General features: G+C 68.4%; 15 protein-coding genes. 9 read left to right on the top strand and 6 right to left on the bottom strand.

Going from position 1 to position 17,009, the window contains the following annotated elements; translation table 11 throughout:
* Positions 1-57 precede the first annotated feature (57 nt).
* From EO141_RS06225 to def, 5 genes are all read right to left on the bottom strand, one after another.
* Positions 58-1,335, bottom strand: a complete 1,278-nt coding sequence (locus tag EO141_RS06225) for an O-antigen ligase (RefSeq protein ID WP_127168757.1) — start codon at positions 1,333-1,335, stop codon at positions 58-60.
* Positions 1,336-1,487: 152 nt separating this feature from the next.
* A complete protein-coding gene (locus EO141_RS06220) occupies positions 1,488-3,209 on the bottom strand; it encodes a glycosyltransferase family 39 protein (protein WP_127168756.1) in 1,722 nt (573 codons plus the stop codon).
* Between the two features lie 47 nt (positions 3,210-3,256).
* The gene (gene rsmB, locus EO141_RS06215; protein ID WP_127168755.1) at positions 3,257-4,567 is read right to left on the bottom strand and encodes a 16S rRNA (cytosine(967)-C(5))-methyltransferase RsmB; all 1,311 of its coding nucleotides are present in this window, start codon (positions 4,565-4,567) and stop codon (positions 3,257-3,259) included.
* Positions 4,567-5,490 carry a methionyl-tRNA formyltransferase gene (gene fmt, locus EO141_RS06210; RefSeq protein WP_115050834.1) on the bottom strand — a complete coding sequence of 308 codons (924 nt, stop codon included), beginning with the start codon at positions 5,488-5,490 and terminating at the stop codon, positions 4,567-4,569. Before fmt ends, rsmB begins: the two co-directional genes overlap by 1 nt.
* A 108-nt stretch (positions 5,491-5,598) precedes the next feature.
* Positions 5,599-6,111 carry a peptide deformylase gene (gene def, locus EO141_RS06205; RefSeq protein ID WP_104584070.1) on the bottom strand — a complete coding sequence of 171 codons (513 nt, stop codon included), beginning with the start codon at positions 6,109-6,111 and terminating at the stop codon, positions 5,599-5,601.
* A 131-nt stretch (positions 6,112-6,242) separates the two neighbouring features.
* On the opposite strand from def, the gene EO141_RS06200 reads away from it, so the two are divergent.
* The 9 genes from EO141_RS06200 (at position 6,243) to EO141_RS06160 (ending at position 15,917) form a co-directional block, all read left to right on the top strand.
* Positions 6,243-7,379 (top strand): LysM peptidoglycan-binding domain-containing protein, encoded by a 1,137-nt coding sequence (locus EO141_RS06200; protein WP_104584069.1) that lies wholly within the window; start codon positions 6,243-6,245, stop codon positions 7,377-7,379.
* A gap of 71 nt (positions 7,380-7,450) precedes the next feature.
* Positions 7,451-8,587, top strand: a complete 1,137-nt coding sequence (gene dprA, locus EO141_RS06195) for a DNA-processing protein DprA (protein WP_127168754.1) — start codon at positions 7,451-7,453, stop codon at positions 8,585-8,587.
* Between the two features lie 43 nt (positions 8,588-8,630).
* Positions 8,631-9,104, top strand: coding sequence for a DUF494 family protein (locus tag EO141_RS06190; protein ID WP_003484452.1), 474 nt, complete (start codon positions 8,631-8,633; stop codon positions 9,102-9,104).
* A 37-nt stretch (positions 9,105-9,141) separates the two neighbouring features.
* On the top strand, positions 9,142-9,876 hold the full coding sequence (locus EO141_RS06185) for a pilin (protein WP_127168753.1): 735 nt from the start codon (positions 9,142-9,144) through the stop codon (positions 9,874-9,876).
* 27 nt (positions 9,877-9,903) lie between these two features.
* The gene (locus EO141_RS06180; protein WP_127168752.1) at positions 9,904-11,145 is read left to right on the top strand and encodes an RDD family protein; all 1,242 of its coding nucleotides are present in this window, start codon (positions 9,904-9,906) and stop codon (positions 11,143-11,145) included.
* A 182-nt stretch (positions 11,146-11,327) separates the two neighbouring features.
* The gene (locus EO141_RS06175; protein WP_104584082.1) at positions 11,328-13,823 is read left to right on the top strand and encodes a DNA topoisomerase I; all 2,496 of its coding nucleotides are present in this window, start codon (positions 11,328-11,330) and stop codon (positions 13,821-13,823) included.
* 9 nt (positions 13,824-13,832) lie between these two features.
* On the top strand, positions 13,833-14,396 hold the full coding sequence (locus EO141_RS06170) for a Sua5/YciO/YrdC/YwlC family protein (RefSeq protein ID WP_127168751.1): 564 nt from the start codon (positions 13,833-13,835) through the stop codon (positions 14,394-14,396).
* A gap of 88 nt (positions 14,397-14,484) precedes the next feature.
* Entirely contained in the window at positions 14,485-15,252 is a 768-nt protein-coding gene (locus EO141_RS06165; RefSeq protein ID WP_127168750.1) for a DUF4124 domain-containing protein, read from the top strand.
* On the top strand, positions 15,249-15,917 hold the full coding sequence (locus EO141_RS06160) for a DUF4124 domain-containing protein (RefSeq protein ID WP_127168749.1): 669 nt from the start codon (positions 15,249-15,251) through the stop codon (positions 15,915-15,917). The genes EO141_RS06165 and EO141_RS06160 overlap by 4 nt, the downstream gene beginning before the upstream one ends.
* 273 nt (positions 15,918-16,190) lie before the next feature.
* Here EO141_RS06160 and EO141_RS06155 read toward each other — a convergent pair whose 3' ends face one another.
* The gene (locus tag EO141_RS06155; RefSeq protein ID WP_104584086.1) at positions 16,191-16,967 is read right to left on the bottom strand and encodes an SDR family oxidoreductase; all 777 of its coding nucleotides are present in this window, start codon (positions 16,965-16,967) and stop codon (positions 16,191-16,193) included.
* Positions 16,968-17,009: the final 42 nt, after the last annotated feature.

Genomic DNA, 17,009 nt, shown 5'->3' with positions numbered 1-17,009 from the left:
CAACAGTCACCTATCCGATGATGGGGCCGAGCCCACCACCCACCGCAAGGCCGCTCGCTAGGCCTTGTCGGCCGCTCGCACCGAGTATGCCTGCGCCTGGCGCGCTGCCAGGCCGACCAGCACACCGACCATCGCCGTGTAGAAGCTGGCCGACACCTGGTGCGCAAACATCGACTGGGTCAGTCCGCACAGGGCATAGCTCACCACGATCATCACACCGGCCGCTGCCGGCCCGCGGAACTGGCGCTGGCCGCTGCGTCGATGCAGCCGCACGAAGATCCACAACGGCACGCCGTAGACCGCAAACAACAACAACAGCCCCGGTACTCCCTGGGTGGCGCCCCACTCGGCCAGATCGTTGTGCGCATGGCCCAGATGACAGCGCAGCAGCCAGGTGTCGCCGGCGCACACCGGCAGCTCGCGCATCGCATCGTCGAAGCGCCCGACGCCGATGCCGGTCAGCGGATGCGCGCGCAAGGTATCCCAGGCCACGTGCAGCCGCTCGATACGGGCACCGGCAGACGAGTCGCTGTCGCCGACCTCGTAGCGCCGCAGGTCGCTCTGCAACTCGCCCAGGCGCATCTGCTCGGTCAAGGCCGGCACGCTGAGCACCACGCCCACCGCCAGCACCGCACCGCCGACGAAGGTCAGCAAGCGCAGGCGTGCGCTCTGCCAGGGCGCGCCCCAGATCAGCACGCCCAGGGTCACCAGCAACGACAACCACACCCCGCGACTGCCGCTGAGCACGATCACCACCACCGTGGCGATGCCCGCGCCCACCAGCCAGCGCACATGGCCGACCGGACGGCAGAACACTGCCACCACCAGCAGCATCAGCGCGATATCGGCAAACACGATCGCATTGGTCCAGCCTTCGGCGCGGGGGGCCCCGTTCATCACCTGCAGCATGGCGATCACCATTGCCGCGAACACGCCGGCCAACGCGCCGCGCCAGAGCCAGATCTGGCGCGGCTGCAGTGCGTACGCCCACACCGCCGCCCAGGGCAGCACCAGAAAGCGCGAGCGGTTGTCGACATCGCGCAGCCCGTGTTCGAACAGCACGATCGACAGCAGCGACATCGCGATCACCGCCGCCGTCAGCCAGCCCAGCGCGCGCACCGACCAGCTGCGCGCGACGATGCCCGCGCGCAGGCTGCGCCAGCCCACCAGCGAGCCAAGCAGCAGGCACAGCCCGAAGGGCAGCAAGCCACTCGGCATGTTGACCACCAGCGCGGTCAACGCAAAGACACCCAGTTCGGCAATGCCCACACCTGCCGGTGATGCAATGGGAGCCGAGGAGGAAAGTGCAGCGGGCTGGGTGGGCAAGGAATTCATTCAGACATCGGTGGCGAATGGGGGTGAATCGGGCGGCACGCGTCAGCGACGCCGGCCAAGCTAACGACGTCCCGCATGAATCCATGCTAGACGACGGCCGGCGGCGGCGTTGACGCGCCGCCGATCGTGGCCGGAGCCTGTGCTGCGCCGGCTCATTCGGTGTCCAGGTTGCCCTGCTCCTGCGCTTCCACTGCCCGCTGCTCGGCACTTGCCACGCAGCTGCCGTGCACGGCATCGGCCGGTACCAGCCACCAGCGACGGCGGTTGGCCACGCCCACCATCTGGCTGCGGCTGCGGTCCACGCAGGCCAGCAGCGCGGTCTCCTGCGCCATCAGCCAGCGTTGCTCCGGGTCTTGTGCCTGCCAGGCCACCGCACGCTGCAGTTGCTGCTCCCACGGCACCTTGAAGCCGAAGGTCTGCGCGGGGCGGTCGGCCATCAGCAGGTTCTGCTCCTTCCAGGCCACCAGCCCGAGCTGCGCATCCGGGCCGATCCGGCGCCCGGCCTCGCGCATCACCGCGCCCGCCGAACTGGAATCGTTGAAGATCGGATAGCAGACCAACCCGAACGCCACCCACCACGCGCCCAGCAGCGATGCGGCGGCAAGCGCGGAACGGCGCACCCGCAGCAGCAACAGGCTGGCCATGCCCCACAGGCCCACCGCCAGCAGCAGCCAGCCGAGCGGGTCGGTGGCCTCGCTGCCGACTCCACGGCTGTCCATGATCTTCTGCTCGAACCCCGGGTGCCCGATCAGCATCGCCGCACCGCCGGCAACGAAGGCCACCGTCAGCAGCACCACGAATCCGAACAGCAGCCGCTGCACCCCGGCACGGCGCAGCAGGCCTGCCGCCAGCGGCGCCAGGGCCAGGCAGAACATCGGCAGCGCCGGAAGGATGTACACATCGCGCTTGCCGCTGGGAATGGTGAAGAACACCAGCACCAGCAGCCACCAGGCCAGCGGCAACAGATAGCGCGCATCGCGTCGCTTGAGCCGGCGCCACCAGGCCGGGATCGCCCAGGGCAGCAACAGGATGGTCGGCAGCCACATCGTGGCCATGCCCTTGAAGTGGTACCAGACCGGCTGCGCGTGATCCCAGGAATTGGCGTAACGCTTGGCGGTCTGGCGCAGCAGGATGTCGTTGAGATAGACGCGGTACTCGGGCTGGCCGGCAGTCAGCGCGGTCACCATCATCGGCACGAACCACAACAGGATCGCGATGAAGAAGAACAGCGGCCCCAGCCAGAAACGCCGATCGCGCACATGCACGCGCACGCCCGGCCAGCCGCGCGCCGCCGCAATGCCGGCCGGGATCAGCATCAGCAGGGCGATGATGCCGACCCCCTTGGTGATCACGCCCAGCCCGGCGGCGAACCAGCCCAGCGTCCACCAGCGCCAGGCCGGCCCCAGCAACAGATGGCGCAGCAATCCGTAATTGGCCAGGGTGATCCAGAACACCACCAGCGGATCGATCTGCGCCTTCTTGGCCTGGAAGGTGAAGTGCAGCGTGAACAGCAGCATCCAGGCCGCATAGACCCCCACGCGCCGCGTCCATAGCCGCCGCCCGAGGTCGTACACGCAGGCCAGCGTGCCCAGCGCCGCCAGCAGCGACGGCAACAGGAACGCCACCCGCCAGTTGCCCAGCAGCGTGTAGAACAGCGCCTGCAGCCACATCAGCATCGGCGGCTTGTCCGAGTACAGCTCGTTGCCGCGATGCGGGAACAACCAATCGCCGCTCATCACCATCTGCTTGGCAACCAGCGCAAACCGCGGCTCGTCCGACGGCCAGGGGTCGCGCAGTCCCAGGCCGGCGCCGATCACCAGCACAGCCGTGATGGCCAGCAGCCAGAAATCCTTGGAAGCACGAGTCTTGAGCATGACGGATGGCGTGGGTGCGGAGGTGGAGCGCCGGGTTCGGCGCGCGGTCAGGACGCTTTTAGCAAAAGCGCGTAGAAAAAACCGTCGCAGTGCCGCTCGCCGGGGAAACGCTGCCGTCCGGCACCGGCCGCATGCCCGAATTGCGCACCCAGCGGCTGCGCCCGTGCGTCGGCAGTGCGCTGCAGGAAGGCATCCACCTGCGCCTGGTTCTCGCGCGCAAGCAGGGAACAGGTGGTGTAGAGCAGCTGCCCGCCCGGTCGCAGCGTGCGCCAGCTGGCATCGAGCAGACGCGCCTGCAATGCGCACAAGGCGTCGATATCGTCGGCACGGCGATGCAGCAGCACGTCCGGCTGACGGCGCACCACGCCGGTGGCCGAACACGGCGCATCCAGCAGCACCGCATCGAACGGCTGGCCGTCCCACCATGCGGCGGTCTCGGCCGCATCGGCCGCGTGCAGGGTCACCTGCGCGCCCGGCACGGTGCGCTGCAGGGTCTGCTGCACCCGCTCCAGCCGGCGCGCATCCACATCCAGCGCGGTGAGCTGCAGGCCGCGATGGCGCTCCAGCAGATGCGCGGCCTTGCCGCCGGGCGCGGCGCAGGCATCGAGCACACGCGCAGACGGCGCCAGCACCAGCGCATCGGCCACCTGCTGCGCGGAGCCGTCCTGCACCGAGACATCGCCCTCGGCAAAGCCCGGCAACTGGCTCACCGGCACCGCGCCGTGCAGACGCACCGCATCCGGCAACACCGCGTCCGTTTCGGCGGCGATGCCCAGCGCGGCCAGGCCTGCGACATAGCCGGCCGGGTCGATCCGCGAGCGCTGCACGCGCAGCCACATCGGCGCCATCTGCGCGCTTGCCTCGAAAATGGTCTCGGCCTGGTCGCCCCAATCGGCGCGCAGTTGCTTGCGCAGCCAGGACGGCCAGCCCGCATCGGCGGACACCGCCGGAAACCCCTCGCGCTGGGCGCGCCGCAGGATCGCGTTGACCATGCCGGCCTGACGCGGCCGGCCTAACGCGCGGCACGCGTCCACGGTGGCCGACAAGGCCGCATGCGCGGGCAGCTGCAGCACGTCGAGCTGGGCGAAGCCGGCCATCAGCAGCGCCTTCAGTTCGGCATCGCGCGGCGGCAACGGGCGTTCCAGCCACTGCCGCAATGCCACGTCATAGGCCGGGCGGCGGCGCAGCACCGCAAAGCAGATCGCCTCCACCAGCGCGCGGTCGCGTGGATCATCAAGACCGGGCAGGGTCGCGGCCAGTTCGGCCTTGAGCGAGCGGCCCTGGTCGAACACGGCCGTCAGCACCCGTGCCGCGGCCAGACGCGAGCCCACGCCCGCCATTGCGGTCTCTGCCGGCATCAGCGCAGCGCCGGCAGGTCGCGGCGTGCGTTGAGGTAGTCGGCAGCGGTGATCGCCTTGCCGCCCTCGCGCTGCAGCACGCGCACCCGCAGCGCGCCCTGCCCGCAGGCGATGTCGATGCCTTGCTTGCTGGCGGCGAGCAGGGTGCCCGGCGCCTGCTGATGCGCCAGCTCCAGCGCCACCGCGCCATGCAGGCGCACGCGCTCGCCGGCCAGCAACGCCTCGGCCACCGGCCATGGATTGAACGCGCGCACGCGCCGCGCCAGTTCCTGCGCCGGCTGCGCCCAGTCCAGCCGCGCCTGCGCCTTGTCCAGCTTGTGCGCGTAGGTCACGCCCTCGGCCGGCTGCGGTTGCGCCACCGGACGGATGCCGGCACGCAGCAGGCCCAGGCCATCGGACAGCACCTGCGCGCCCAGCGCGGCCAGGCGGTCGTGCAGCTGCCCGCCGGTTTCCTGCTCGCCGATTGCGATGCGCTGCGACAGCAGCACCGGGCCGGTATCCAGCCCGGCTTCCATCTGCATCAGGCAGACGCCGGTTTCGGTATCGCCGGCCTCGATCGCGCGCTGGATCGGCGCGGCGCCACGCCAGCGCGGCAGCAACGAGGCATGTACGTTCCAGCAGCCGTGGGTCGGCGCGGCCAGCACCGCCTTGGGCAGGATCAGGCCGTAGGCCACCACCACCATCAGGTCGGCATTGAGCGCGCGCAGCGTGGCCAGTGCCTCGGGCGAACGTAATGTCTGCGGCTGCAACACCGGAATGCCGCGCGCGATCGCCTCCAGCTTGACCGGCGAGGGCGTCAACCCACGGCCACGGCCGGCAGGCCGATCCGGCTGGGTATAGACCGCCACCACTTCATGCCGCTGCGCGGCGGCGCGCAACGAGGCGACGGCAAAATCCGGCGTACCGGCAAATACGATTCTCATAGGGCGGGGGTTCGGGAGTGGGGATTGGGGAGTCGCAACGGCGGATTCGGCAATCGGTGAGAGAACCGGCTTTGCGAATCCCGACTCCCAAGTCCCAAATCCCGGCCGTCAGGCCACGTGTTTACGCTGCTTGGCCAGCTTCTTGCGCACCATCTCGCGCTTGAGCGGCGACAGGTAATCGACGAACAGCTTGCCGTCCAGATGGTCCATCTCGTGCTGGATGCACACCGCCAGCAGGCCATCGGTGCTCAGTTCCTGCGCCTTGCCCTGGCGGTCGAGATAGCGCACGGTGATCGCATCGGCGCGGGCGACATCGGCATAGATGCCCGGTACCGACAGGCAGCCTTCCTGATACACCTGCTCGCCCTGCCTGCTCACGATTTCCGGGTTGACGAACACCTGCGGGAGATTCTTCTCCTCGCTGACGTCGATCACCATGAAACGCTTGTGCACGTCCACCTGACTGGCGGCCAGGCCGATGCCGGGCGCCTCGTACATGGTCTGGAACATGTCGTCGAGCAGGGTCTGGAATGCCGGGCTGGTGAGCTCGGCAGCATCGACCGGCACGGCCTTGGTGCGCAGCCGCGGGTCGGGGAATTCGAGGATAGGGAGCAAAGCCATGGGATTACCCGTCTGGGAACACCGGCGCTGCGCCGGCAAGACGCTGTCATTCTAGCGCAATGCTTGCGTGACGCCCCGGTTTCTGGACTATAGTGCGCGGACCTGTTGGGGAATCAGGCAAGAAGGCACTCATGTTGAACCGACTTCGTACGGTCGTCGCTGCGGCGATGCTGACCGTCGCGACCTACGCTGCCGCGCAAGCGGTGGGCGAACATCCAGACACCTACGTGGTCCGCAAGGGCGATACCCTGTGGGACATTGCTGGACGTTTCCTGCAGAAGCCGTGGTTGTGGCCGGAAATCTGGCAGGCCAACCCGCAGATCCAGAATCCGCACCTGATCTACCCCGGCGACGTGATCAGCCTGGCCTACCTGGATCGCGTCGCCAAGGGCACCGTCCAGCCCGGCCCGCGCCAGGAAGCGCCGATCAACGCGATTCCGCTGGCGGAGGTCGAGCCGTTCCTGAAGAACCTGCGCGTCACCGATGACTTCGACCAGCTGCCGTACGTGGTGGGCCTGGAAGGCGGCCGCGCGCGCGCCACCACCGGCCAGGTGGCCTATGTGGTCGGCCTGGACGATGCACAGCCGGGCCAGCGCTTTGCGGTGGTGCGCCCGACCGTGAAGTTCAGCCTGCCCAAGCACAACGAAGACCTCGATGCGGCCGGCAACATCACCGCGGGCGCCGGCAACATCTGGAAGAACTACATCGCGCCGAGCACGCGCCGCGAATTCCTGGGCTACGAACTGGCACAGGTCAACGTCGGCACCATCACGCGCAGCGCGGCGGGCGGCAATTCCAAGGCGGCCACCCTGCTGCTGCAGGACAGCGGCCGCGAAGTGCGCGCCGGCGATCGCATCGTTGCCGTCGAAGCGCAGCCGTACGACCTGCAGTTCATCCCGCATCCGCCGTCGGAACAGGCGCTGCAGACCGAATTGCGGGTGCTGGCCATCTCCGATGCCTTCATCGTCGGCGGTACCCGCGATGTGATCGCCATCTCCGGCGGCGCCCGCGAAGGCATCAACAACGGCACGGTGTTCTCGATATGGCGCAAGGGCCGCACGGTCAGCGACCGCGTCAAGCATTCGCGCTTCTCGCGGACCGACGACGACTTCAGCGGCCCGGCCGGCTCCACCGTCGGCCTGCCCGACGAATACGCCTCGCACGCGATGGTGTTCCGCACCTTCGACAAGGTCAGCTATGCGCTGGTGATGGAAAGCGTCAAGCCAACCGGCCTGGGCTACTTCGTCAAGCATCCCGACGCGCAGTAAGCGACAATTCCGATGCGGTAATGCGACGGCGCCCGAGGGCGCCGTCGTCGTTTGCGGTCCAGGCTTGAGGCATGGCTCTCCCGACTCCCGACCTGCGCGCATTCCTGATCCTGCTCATGGCGGGTGGCCGCAGCCCGCCGCGCAGCGCACTGCTGCGCTGTTTTGGCAGCCCGGCAGAGATACTGGTCGCCGGGCACGAGGCCTGGCGTGCCGCCGGCTGCGACGATCTGCAGGCGGCTCGCCTTCAGGCGCCCGATGCGCGCGTCCTGGACGCCGCCCTGCACTGGTGCGAGCAGCCCGGCCATCACCTGATCGGCCTCAACGACCCCGACTACCCCGCCCTGCTGCGCCACATCGTCAACCCGCCGCTGGCCCTGTTCGTGGACGGCGACCCGAACGCGCTCTGGCACCCGGGCGTGGCCGTGGTCGGCAGCCGCTCCGCCACCGCCGGCGGCCGCGACCACACCCGCGCATTCGCCGCCAGCCTGGCCGGCGCCGGCCTGGCCATCGTCAGCGGCATGGCCGCCGGCGTGGATGCAATCGCGCACGAGGCCGCGCTTGCCCGCAGCGACGCCATCACCGTGGCGGTGGTGGGCACCGGCACGGATGTGGCCTATCCCGCGCATCACCAGTGCCTGCGCGATCGCATCGCCGCGCGTGGTGCGGTGGTCAGCGAGTACCTGCCCGGCACCGGGGCGGTCGCGGGACACTTCCCGGCCCGCAACCGGATCATCGCCGGGCTGGCCCTGGGCACCCTGGTGGTGGAAGCAGCCATGCGCTCGGGTGCGCTGATCACCGCGCGGCTGGCGGCGGAGGCCGGGCGCGAGGTGTTCGCCCTGCCCGGCTCGCTGCACAATCCGCTCGCGCGCGGCTGCCATCACCTGATCCGGCAGGGCGCCACCCTGGCGCAGGAGCCGGCCCAGATCATCGACGGCCTGCGCCTGCTGTCGGGCGAACTGGCAGACGCCTTGCGCCAGCGCCTGGCCGCCCCCACTGATCAGGCCAGGACACCACCGCAGGCCGGCACGGCGCGCTCGGATCCGGACTACCAGCGCTTGTGGCAGGCGCTGGGCCACGACCCAACCCCTATGGATTCTCTGGTCGAACGCACCGGATTGACGGCCGCCGCGCTGTCCTCCATGCTGCTCATCATGGAACTGGAGGGAGACGTGGTCGCCGAGCACGGTCGCTATACCCGCAATCCCTAGTTTCTTCACCTCCACAGCGTCGCGCGACGCAGGCCGAGGGGCAATGAAAGAGAGCATTCTTGATGTACTGCTGTACCTGTTCGAACATTATTTCAGCGAAGATGCGGACCTGGTCCGCGACCGTGACTCGCTTCAGAATGGCCTGATCCAGGCCGGTTTCAGTCCCGCAGAAATCAGCAAAGCCTTCGACTGGCTGGACGCGCTCTCCGAGCAGCGGCCCAGTGTCGCGCGCCCGCATGTCGATGGACCTGTACGCATCTATCACGGCCCGGAGCTGGACAAGCTCGATGTGGACTGCCGTGGATTTCTGCTGTTCCTGGAACAACACCGCATCCTGGACGCCGACCAGCGCGAGCTGGTGCTGGACCGCGCCATGGCGCTGGATCAGGACGAACTTGACCTGGACGACCTCAAATGGGTGGTCTTGATGGTGCTGTTCAACCAGCCGGGCGCCGAAGCGGCCTATGCCTGGATGGAAACGCAGATGTTCCTGGACGAGCCTGAACCCGTACACTGAAGCGGAAGCCGCAACGGAAGCGTGCGAGGGGACGGCAATGAGCAGTTGGTATTACGCCGAGGGCAACCGCCATCGGCGTGGCCCGGTGGCCAGCGAGGCCTTGCTGGCGCTGTATCGCGATCACGCGATCGCACTGGACACCCTGGTCTGGCGCGCAGGATTTGCCCGATGGGTGCCGCTGTCGGCGTGCGCCGACGAGCTCGGCCCCCCGATTTCCACCGCCATGCGCACCGCAGTGCTGCCGCCGCCGCTGCCACCGGTTCCGCCTGCGGCTGTTCACGCCGCTGCCGCCAGTTCGTCCCCGTCGTCAGCGCAGCGCCTGCCCGGCAACGGGCCCGGTTGGCCGCTGGCGCTGGTACTGGGCGCGGTGGTGGGCCTGTTCGTGCTGGTGGCGGTGATCGGCATCCTGGCTGCGATCGCGCTGCCGGCGTATCAGGACTACACCGCGCGTAGCAAGGTCGCCCGGGCGATCACGGCGCTGGCGCCCTTGAAGCCGCAGATCGCCGGGTTTCTCGCCCAGCAAGGCCGTTGCCCGGTCAATGGCGATGCCGGCTTCCTCGCGCCCGAGCGGTATGCAAACGAGGTGCTGACCAGCGTGCAGATTGGCCGTTTCGACACCACCGAATGCGGCGTCGAGGCACTGCTGCATGCGCCGACGATGACCAGGATCGACGGCAAGGCGCTGTGGCTGGATTTCGACGCGGACGCCGGCACCTGGCAGTGCAGCTCCGAGATCGACGACGACCAACTGCCGCCGGACTGCCGCGGCTAGTCAATCGCTTTACCCAAGGGGACTTCAATGACGCAGTGGTACTACGCCGACGCACAACGCGAGCGCCAGGGGCCGGTGGACACGGACACGCTTCGCGCGCGCCTGTCCGACGGCCTGATCGATGCATCCAGCCTGGTCTGGCGCGAAGGCTTGCCGCAGTGGGTGACACTTGGCGAGGTCGCGGCCGAGCTGGGCGCCGCCACCGCGGTGCCGATGCCTCCCGCGCCGACCGCCGATGCGGACCCGGACGTTCCGCGCAGCGCGCCGCAGGCGACGGTTGACCCGGCCAGCGGCGCGGCGGGCGGTACGCCTGCCGCAGCCGCGTCATTTGCCGCCCGCACTGCGGACGCTGCGCCTGGGCAGACCGAACCCGGCCTTGCCGATCAGCATGCGGTGGCCGATCACCAGCAGTTTCCGGCGCGCGAGCACGCTGCACCGGCAGATGCTGCACCGGTCGATCCAGTGGCGTGGGCCGCCACGCCGGCAGACGCGGCCACAACTCCAGCGGCCCCAGACCCGATCCTGACCACCACCGCTAACGCGCCTACGCCGGCCTCTACCTCGTCGCATCCATCCGCCGGCGTGCCGGTTCCGGACGCCTGGGGCTCTGCCGCCGCGCCTGCAGCCACCGTTGCCTTGCATGAAGCCCCGGTTGTCTACGCCGGACTGTGGCGGCGCGTGGCCGCCAGCATCCTGGACAGCCTGATCACCAGCTTTGCGGTGTACCTGATCGTGATTCCGTTGGTGTTCGTCGTGGCGCTGGCGACCACCCGGGGCGATTCCGGCTCGGCGCTGGACGACGGCAGCGCACTCGGCACCGCCATCCTGGTGCTGTCCTATGGCATCGGCCTGGCGATTCCGACGCTGTATTTCGCCTGGATGCAGTCCAGCCGGCATCAGGCCAGCCTGGGCAAGCTCGCCTGCGGCATCAAGCTGGTGCGCGCCGACAGCAACGGCGGCCGGGTCGGTTTCTGGCGCAACGTGCTGCGCTATCTGGCCTACATGCTGATCAGCGTGCTCACCCTGGGCATCGGCGCGATCGTGGCGGCGTTCATGGCCGGCATGACCGCGCGCAAGCAGGCCCCGCACGACAAGGTCTGCGACACCCTGGTGGTGGACCGCTGGGCCTTCACCGATCACCCGGAGCGGCAATCCAGGGGTCTGGATACGGTCACCATCGTGGTCCTGGCCATTTATGCGGTGCTGCTGGTGTTCTCGGTCGTGGCGCTGGCCTTCCTGCTGACCGCCATCGGAATGAGCCAGAACTAGCAGTTCGCGGCACTGGCCGCTTGACACGGCGGCGTCCGCCGTGATCTTTCTAATAAGAGAACTGAACGCCCGGGCTCGTTTCCCGGGCGTTGACGTGTGGGAAACAGGCGATCTGCTTCCCTCCACCGGCCAATTAGGCCACGCTACCCGCCCCCCGGGCCCTGCCCAAAGAATTCGCCACCATGCCCAAGCACCTGCTCATCGTCGAATCGCCTGCCAAGGCCAAGACGATCAATAAATACCTCGGCAAGGACTTCACCGTCCTGGCCTCGTATGGGCACGTGCGCGATCTCGTCCCCAAGGAGGGCGCGGTCGATCCGGACAATGGCTTTGCGATGCGCTACGACCTGATCGAGAAGAACGAGAAGCATGTCGAAGCCATTGCGCGCGCCGCCAAGAGCGCCGACGACATCTATCTGGCCACCGACCCGGACCGCGAGGGCGAGGCGATCAGCTGGCACATCGCCGAGATCCTGAAAGAGCGCGGGCTGCTCAAGGACAAGACGATGCAGCGGGTGGTGTTCACCGAAATCACCCCGCGCGCGATCAAGGAAGCCATGCTCAAGCCGCGCGCGATCGCGGCCGATCTGGTCGATGCGCAGCAGGCCCGCCGCGCGCTCGACTATCTGGTCGGCTTCAACCTGTCGCCGGTGCTGTGGCGCAAGGTGCAGCGCGGGCTGTCGGCCGGCCGTGTGCAGTCGCCGGCGCTGCGCATGATCGTGGAGCGCGAGGAAGAGATCGAAGCCTTCATCGCACGCGAATACTGGTCCATCGATGCGCATTGCCGGCATCCGTCGCAGCCGTTCAATGCGCGCCTGATCAAGCTGGACGGGCAGAAGTTCGAGCAGTTCACCGTCACCGACGGCGATACCGCAGAAGCGGCGCGGCTGCGCATCCAGCAGGCCGCCCAAGGCGTGCTGCATGTCACCGATGTGGCCAGCAAGGAGCGCAAGCGCCGCCCTGCCCCGCCATTCACCACCTCCACGCTGCAGCAGGAAGCCTCGCGCAAGCTCGGCTTCACCACCCGCAAGACCATGCAGGTGGCGCAGAAATTGTATGAAGGCGTGGCGCTGGGCGACGAAGGCTCGGTCGGTCTGATCAGCTATATGCGTACCGACTCGGTGAACCTGTCGCAGGACGCGCTGGCGGAAATCCGCGATGTGATCGCGCGCGATTTCGGCACCGCCTCGTTGCCGGACCAGCCCAACGCCTACACCACCAAATCCAAGAACGCGCAGGAAGCGCATGAGGCGGTGCGTCCGACCTCGGCGCTGCGCACCCCGGCGCAGGTGGCGCGCTTCCTGTCCGACGACGAGCGTCGCCTGTACGAGTTGATCTGGCGCCGCGCAGTGGCCTGCCAGATGATCCCGGCCACGCTCAACACCGTCAGCGTCGATCTGTCGGCCGGCAGCGAGCACGTGTTCCGCGCCAGCGGCACCACCGTGGTGGTGGCAGGCTTCCTGGCGGTCTACGAAGAAGGCAAGGACACCAAGAGCAGCGAAGACGAGGACGAAGGCCGCAAGCTGCCGCTGATGAAGGCCGGCGACAACATCCCGCTGGACCGCATCGTCACCGACCAGCACTTCACCCAGCCGCCGCCGCGCTTCACCGAAGCGGCGCTGGTCAAGGCGCTGGAGGAATACGGCATCGGCCGGCCGTCGACCTACGCCTCGATCATCCAGACCCTGCAGTTCCGCAAGTACGTGGAAATGGAAGGCCGCAGCTTCCGTCCCACCGACGTGGGCCGCGCCGTGTCCAAGTTCCTGTCCGGGCATTTCACCCGCTACGTGGATTACGACTTCACCGCCAAGCTCGAAGACGACCTGGATGCGGTCTCGCGCGGCGAGGAAGAGTGGATCCCGTTGATGGAGAAGTTCTGGGGCCCGTTCAAGGAACTGGTCGAGGACAAGAAGGATTCGCTGGACAAGACCGACGCCGGCAGCGTGCGCGTGCTGGGCACCGACCCGGTCAGCGGCAAGGAAGTCAGCGCACGCATCGGCCGGTTCGGCCCGATGGTGCAGATCGGCACCGTCGAAGACGAGGAGAAGCCCACCTTCGCCTCGCTGCGGCCGGGCCAGAGCATCTATTCGATTTCCATCGAGGACGCGCTGGAACTGTTCAAGATGCCGCGCGCGCTGGGCCAGGACAAGGACCAGGACGTCAGCGTCGGCATCGGCCGCTTCGGTCCGTTCGCACGCCGCGGCAGCGTCTATGCCTCGCTGAAGAAGGAAGACGACCCGTACACCATCGACCTGGCGCGCGCGGTGTTCCTGATCGAGGAGAAGGAAGAGATCGCGCGCAACCGCGTGATCAAGGACTTCGAAGGCAGCGACATCCAGGTGCTCAATGGCCGCTTCGGCCCGTACATCAGCGATGGCAAGCTCAATGGCAAGATCCCCAAGGATCGCGAGCCGGCCACGCTGACGTTCGAAGAAGTGCAGCAGTTGCTGGCCGATACCGGCAAGCCGGTGCGCAAGGGCTTCGGCGCCAAGAAGGCCACGCTCAAGAAGAACGCGGTGAAGGATTCGGCCAAGGAGGCCAAGGACGCCGCCAAGAAGACCGCGGTCAAGAAAACCGCCACCAAGACGGCGGCGAAGAAGGCGCCGGCCAAGAAGGCCGCTGCCAAGAAGGCCACCAAGCGCGTGGTCAAGAAGACCGTGAGCAAGGCCGCAGGCTAAGGGCGCCGCATGCAGCACATGCTCAGCCTGGACAGCGCCGTCGCCACCCTGACCCAGGGCGGCGTGATCGCCTATCCCACCGAAGCGGTGTGGGGACTGGGCTGCGACCCGCGCCAGCAGGCCGCGGTGCTGCGGCTGCTGGAGATCAAGCGTCGTCCGGTCGACAAGGGCGTGATCGTGGTCGCTGCCAGCGTGGATGTGCTGCACCCGTGGGTGGATATGGACGCGCTGGCGCCGGCCCGCAGGCAGGAGGTGCTGGCCAGCTGGCCGGGGCCGCATACCTGGATCCTGCCGATCACCGCCCAGGCGCCACGCTGGGTCACTGGCACGCACGACGGGCTGGCGGTGCGCATCAGCGCGCATCCGGTGGTCGCCGCGCTCTGTGCGGCCTGGGGTGGCCCGTTGGTCTCCACCAGCGCCAACCTGGCCGGCGAACCACCCGCGCGCAGCCGCCAGGCGCTGGACCCGGCCCTGCTGGCCAGCATCGACGGGGTGATGGATGGCGAGGTGGGCGCGTTGGCGCAACCGACCCGGATCCGCGATGCCCGCAGCGGACAGATCCTGCGCGACTGAGCAGTGACCACGCGCCGCCTGTCGGCGCGCTTGCCTGCACACCGCCTCCCCCTTTGCCCATAGCCCGGCAGACGCGCACACTGCGGCCATGCGTACCGTCCTGACCCTTCTGTTGCTGGCCACCTCACTCCCTGCGTCGGCGGCCAGCACCGCCAGCAAACCGGATCCGAATGTGCGGATCTACCGCTGCGTCAGCAGCACCGGCACCGTCGCCCTGCAGGATGCGCCGTGCAGCAGCGGGCGCCAGCAGGTAATGGACCTGCAGCGCCCGCAGGATCCACCGCCGCGACCGCAGCGCGCCGACGCCGCCCCGGCCGCCGTCGCCACGCAGCCGCCGCGCGAGGTGCGCATCATCACCGTGCAGCCGCCGCAGCCGATGTACGAGTGCACCACCGAAGAGGGCGAGCGCTATACCAGCGACAGCCCGGAAGGCAATCCGCGCTGGGTGCCGACCTGGGGCCCGGCCTATGTGGGCAATGGCATTGGCCCGCCGGTCAGCGGCGGCGGCATCCAGCGTCCGCCGATCTCGGTCAGCCCACGCCCGGCGGGCGCGGTGCAGGGAAGCTCCGGACGGGGGGGAAGCCTGCGCGGCAGCGCAAGCTTCGGAGGCGGCGGCTACCACGGCGGTTACAACGGCGGCGGCCACGGCGGCACGGTGATCGTGCCCTACGGCAACGTGCAGATCCGCGACGAATGCCATGCCCTGCCCGAACAGGAAGTCTGCGCGCGCCTGGCTGACCGTCGCTGGGAATTGATCCGCCGCTACAACAACGCCCTGCAGAGCGAACGCCAGGATCTGAGCCGCGAGCAGCGCGGCATCGACGCGCGCCTGCAGCGCGACTGCGGCGGCGCATGAAGCGCTGGCTGTGGGTGGCACTGCTGGCGAGCGCCGAGTTGGCCAACGCACAGGAAGTGGCGATCTACCGCTGCACCGATCCGGCCGGCGCGCTCACCGTGCAGAACATGCCGTGCCCGAAAGGCATGCAGCAGCAGAAGAAGCTGATGACGGTACCGGCCGCGGTGCCGTTCACGCAGGGTGGATCGGGCGCAGCAGCGCCTGCGCGGACAGCGCCCGCTGCGCAGCCGCAGGCCACCCCCAAGACCGATGCCCCTGCCTCCGCCCCGGCTGCGACGCCAGCACCGGTGGCAGCGACGCCACCTGCCGTGCCGTCGACATCCACGCTGCCACCGCCGCCCCTGTTCGAATGCACCGCACACGACAACGGGCGCTATTTCACCGAAGACCGCGAGCCGGCCACGCGCTGCCTGCCGATGCAGACCACCAACCTGGCCGGCGGTCCGGCGACCGGCGGCGGCAGCGCCTGCGAGGTGGTCACCGACCGCTGCGCGCCGGTGCCGGACCAGCGCCTGTGCGAGGCCTGGCGCCAGCGTGCCGAGCAGGCCGAATCCACCTGGCGTTTCTCCGACGAGGCGCAATCGGCCGAGCGCAAGCAGCGCTACGTGCAGATGCGCCGGGTGCTGGACGAAAGCCGCTGCGCGCATCCATCCGCCACGCCGTGATGCCGGCAGCGGCGCTCCGGCGCAGGTCAGTCGGTGTACCGGCACTGCGCTGACCGGGCTGATTCTTCAAGCCACCGACAACCGTCACCATCACCAGTTGGCAGGCGCGGTGCATTGCGCCGCGGCACAACCGGGCCTCGCTGTCGCCTGCCTAGCGTGCAGGCGCGGCTGGCAAAAACCTAGAGGAGTGGCGCGCCGACGGTCCGGCGCATGTCTGCGCATCTTCCGATGCCATGCATGGGCACTGTCCGCGTGACCATGCATGCAGACGTGTCAGAACCCGTAGCGCAGGAAGCCGCCATCCACTGCGATGCATTCGCCAGTGATGTAGCTGGCTGCCGGCAGGCAGAGGAAGCCGACGGCGGCGGCCACTTCTTCCGGTTCGCCGATGCGGCGCATCGGGGTGCGTTCGATGACCTGCTCGTAGTAATCCGGGTCCGACAACGGCCCGGAGGTGCGACGGGTGCGGATGTACCACGGCGCCACCGCGTTGACACGGATGCCGTCCTCGGCCCATTCCACCGCCAGGTTGCGGGTCATCTGCTGCAACGCGGCCTTGGTCATGCCGTAGGGCGCGCCGCTGCGCACATGGGTGATGCCGGAGACGCTGCCGACGTTGACGATCGCCGATGCTCCGTGGCGGGTCAGCAACGGGTGCGCATAACGCGACAACTCGAACGCGGCGAACACGTTGGTTTCGAAGATGCCGCGCCATTGGTCCTCGGTGTAATCGATCGCCGCGCGGGTGATGTTGCCGCCGGCATTGTTGATCAGCAGATGCAGGCCATCGGCGTGGTCTTCCACCCAGTCCAGAATCGCGCGACGCTCTTCATCGTCGGCCACATCGGCGGCCAGCCCATGCAGCTCGCGCTCGGGAAATTCCTCGGCCAACTCGTCGCGTGCCTGTGCCAGGGCATCGGCATCGCGCGCCACCATCAGCAGATCCGCGCCGAAGCCCAGCAATTCGCGCGCGATGGCAAAGCCAATGCCGGCGCTGGCACCGGTGATGAGCGCGGTCTGTCCATCCAGCCGCCAACGATGGGTTGTCACGTGGGTGATCCTCTTTCAAGACGCAGGAAACGGCCGCCGCAG

The organism is Xanthomonas sp. BRIP62415 (assembly GCF_003993515.1).
Taxonomy (GTDB): domain Bacteria; phylum Pseudomonadota; class Gammaproteobacteria; order Xanthomonadales; family Xanthomonadaceae; genus Xanthomonas; species Xanthomonas euroxanthea.
The sequence above is the reverse complement of the archived record's forward strand: the minus strand, read 5'-3'. Positions and strand labels throughout refer to the sequence as shown.

Coding starts and splice junctions, on each gene's coding strand:
- fmt (WP_115050834.1), bottom strand. CDS start 5,490: ATGAGAATCGTATTTGCCGGTACGCCGGATTTTGCCGTCGCCTCGTTG.
- EO141_RS06170 (WP_127168751.1), top strand. CDS start 13,833: ATGCAGCACATGCTCAGCCTGGACAGCGCCGTCGCCACCCTGACCCAG.
- EO141_RS06220 (WP_127168756.1), bottom strand. CDS start 3,209: ATGCTCAAGACTCGTGCTTCCAAGGATTTCTGGCTGCTGGCCATCACG.
- EO141_RS06190 (WP_003484452.1), top strand. CDS start 8,631: ATGAAAGAGAGCATTCTTGATGTACTGCTGTACCTGTTCGAACATTAT.
- EO141_RS06180 (WP_127168752.1), top strand. CDS start 9,904: ATGACGCAGTGGTACTACGCCGACGCACAACGCGAGCGCCAGGGGCCG.
- rsmB (WP_127168755.1), bottom strand. CDS start 4,567: ATGCCGGCAGAGACCGCAATGGCGGGCGTGGGCTCGCGTCTGGCCGCG.
- def (WP_104584070.1), bottom strand. CDS start 6,111: ATGGCTTTGCTCCCTATCCTCGAATTCCCCGACCCGCGGCTGCGCACC.
- EO141_RS06160 (WP_127168749.1), top strand. CDS start 15,249: ATGAAGCGCTGGCTGTGGGTGGCACTGCTGGCGAGCGCCGAGTTGGCC.
- EO141_RS06165 (WP_127168750.1), top strand. CDS start 14,485: ATGCGTACCGTCCTGACCCTTCTGTTGCTGGCCACCTCACTCCCTGCG.
- dprA (WP_127168754.1), top strand. CDS start 7,451: ATGGCTCTCCCGACTCCCGACCTGCGCGCATTCCTGATCCTGCTCATG.
- EO141_RS06200 (WP_104584069.1), top strand. CDS start 6,243: ATGTTGAACCGACTTCGTACGGTCGTCGCTGCGGCGATGCTGACCGTC.
- EO141_RS06185 (WP_127168753.1), top strand. CDS start 9,142: ATGAGCAGTTGGTATTACGCCGAGGGCAACCGCCATCGGCGTGGCCCG.
- EO141_RS06175 (WP_104584082.1), top strand. CDS start 11,328: ATGCCCAAGCACCTGCTCATCGTCGAATCGCCTGCCAAGGCCAAGACG.
- EO141_RS06225 (WP_127168757.1), bottom strand. CDS start 1,335: ATGAATTCCTTGCCCACCCAGCCCGCTGCACTTTCCTCCTCGGCTCCC.